The following is a 2116-nucleotide window of genomic DNA, read 5'->3' on the forward strand; positions in this document are numbered from 1 at the left end:
GGCGGTGTATGATCTGCGGCATCGCCTCGGTTCCAGCAGCCTCATGCCCCGACCCCAGCATGAGGACTCCATCCCCGAGGTGCAGGAGTTCTTCACAGAGATCGTCGTCGAGCAGATCGAGGCCATCGCCGAACAGCACCCGGACCAGGAGATGCGCGTCTCCTTCGAGGACGAGGCGCGGTTCGGCCAGCAGGGGACGATCACGCGGGTCTGGGCTCCGAAGGGGTCGCGGCCGCGGGCGCTGCGGCAGAACGGCCGGCAGTGGCTGTACGTGCTGATAGCCGTCTGCGTCAGCACAGGGACGACTTCGGCATTGATCATGCCGGAGTTGAACACGGCGGTGATCAACCTGTTCCTGGAGCAGTTCTCGCGGGAGTTGCCCGCGGGGGTGCATGCGGTCTTGATCTGGGACGGGGCGGGCTACCACACCGGCAAGGACTTGGTGGTGCCGAGCGACGTGAGCCTGATCCAGTTGCCGCCGTACTCGCCGGAGTTGAACCCAGGGGAGAACCTGGGGCATTACCTGCGTTCGCATCACTGGTCCAATCGCTTCTATCGCGACTATGGTGAACTGGAGAGCGAGGCGGTCCGGAGCTTGGTCGTCGTCTGCCAGGATGCAGAGAACCTCAAGAGGATCTGCAATGCCGAATACGTGCGGCAGAGTGCATAAACTTCCCGGGATCGGTATTATACTCTACGCGGCCAACAGTGGCACATTTCCGAATGTCTGGAACTTGTGCGTCAGCAGCGTCCGCATCTCACCCTTGTGTACTGTCGGCAAGCCGTCCAGGCACTGGTCGATCGCGGTGGTGAATTGCGAGAAGTCCTCATAGTAGGTCGAGTCCAACGACTCCTTGCGCAGGAACCGCCACAGTCGCTCGATCAGGTTCAGATTGGGTGAGTAACCCGGCAGGTACAGCAGTTCGATCTTCAGCGACTTCGCCAGAGCTTGCACCACCGCGCACTTCTGATACCGGGCGTTGTCCAGCACCAACGTGATCGGCAAACCGACACCGGCCTGGGCAACCGCCCGGAGGAGGGCGCAGACCGACTCGGCGTTGATGTAGCTGTGATTCGTCACCCGGATTAACCGGTGCGTCACCGCGTCCAGCGCCCCCAGAACGTTGTACCGCTTGCGGCCCGAGGCCGCCCGCACGAACAGCCGCACCGCGCACCACACGAAGCCCAGAAACGGCGCGAAGACGAAATGGGCGGCGTCCACGAAGTAGACCTGCCTCCGGTCTCGGCGGGCCTGCTTCAGCCGTGGCTCCAGCTTCTCCCGCAGGAAGGTGGTTTGGTCCCGTGCGTGCTCCTCGACCGTCTTCTTGGGGGGCACGGGGATCGCCCCGGTCTTGGGCCAGCGTAGCCCCAGCCGGTCCTTGAGGAAGTGACGCACCTGGGTGAGGCCCCGGCGAACCCCGGTCTGTTGCTCGATGACGGCTTGAGCCTGTTTAGCCGAGCGTGGCGGGTGCTTCAGGAAGTACTCCTCCAGTGAGTCCCGGTGCTCGGCCAGGGCACTTTGGGGCTGATGCCCCCGACAGCGGCGGAGGCGCGATAGACCGCCTTCAAGGTATTCCTCGATGTACCGTTGGACGGTACGCCGGGAGACGTCGGCGTAGGCGGCGATCGCGTCGTGGCCCAAGCCGTGGCTCTTGAGCCAGAGGACCTCCATCTTGCGCTGGACTCGGGGGTCGGGGTGATGGTACCGGTCGTGGGCCAGAGCCCGCCGGTCGTCCGCTGAGAAGGTGATCGCCCACATGGCATGTCCACCGGATGCTGCTCACAGGTCGGTCCCAGTCAGCAGCTTAAGCCGATGAGCACCCCATTACAATTTGTGCCAGACCCGGCCGCGCCGAGTATAAGTCATGCTTATGGTGGCGACGTCAGTAGATTCAGCGGACATTCCGCACATCTCGCACGATTTTCGCGCCGTAAGTCGTTGCGTGGTCTGAGGTATCGGTGCCAATTTGCGCGTTGAAATCGAGAAAACGCCTCGTCGCAACCCTTTTGGCACCAGCGGCTTGTGGAGACGTGCGGAATAGTGGTTACCACGGAGGGACGACATGCCCGTCATCACCTTGCTCAACCAGAAGGGTGGCGTGGGGAAAACCAGTAC

2 protein-coding genes are annotated in these 2116 nt (G+C 62.8%); one reads left to right on the top strand and one right to left on the bottom strand.

The genetic code is table 11. The features are described 5' to 3' along the window. The coding region (locus tag AC11W3_RS18985; RefSeq protein ID WP_484093546.1) for an IS630 family transposase at positions 1 to 670 on the top strand (670 nt) is incomplete at its 5' end. A gap of 24 nt (positions 671 to 694) precedes the next feature. On the opposite strand, the gene AC11W3_RS18990 is transcribed toward AC11W3_RS18985, so the two are convergent. Beyond that, positions 695 to 1759 carry an IS630 family transposase gene (locus tag AC11W3_RS18990; RefSeq protein ID WP_484093547.1) on the bottom strand — a complete coding sequence of 355 codons (1065 nt, stop codon included), beginning with the start codon at positions 1757 to 1759 and terminating at the stop codon, positions 695 to 697. Positions 1760 to 2116 lie beyond the last annotated feature (357 nt).

It is taken from the genome of Geomonas sp. (genome assembly GCF_056994735.1).

Excerpts from the sequence above, each read along its gene's own strand:
- AC11W3_RS18990 (WP_484093547.1), bottom strand. The coding sequence starts at position 1,759 with ATGTGGGCGATCACCTTCTCAGCGGACGACCGGCGGGCTCTGGCCCAC.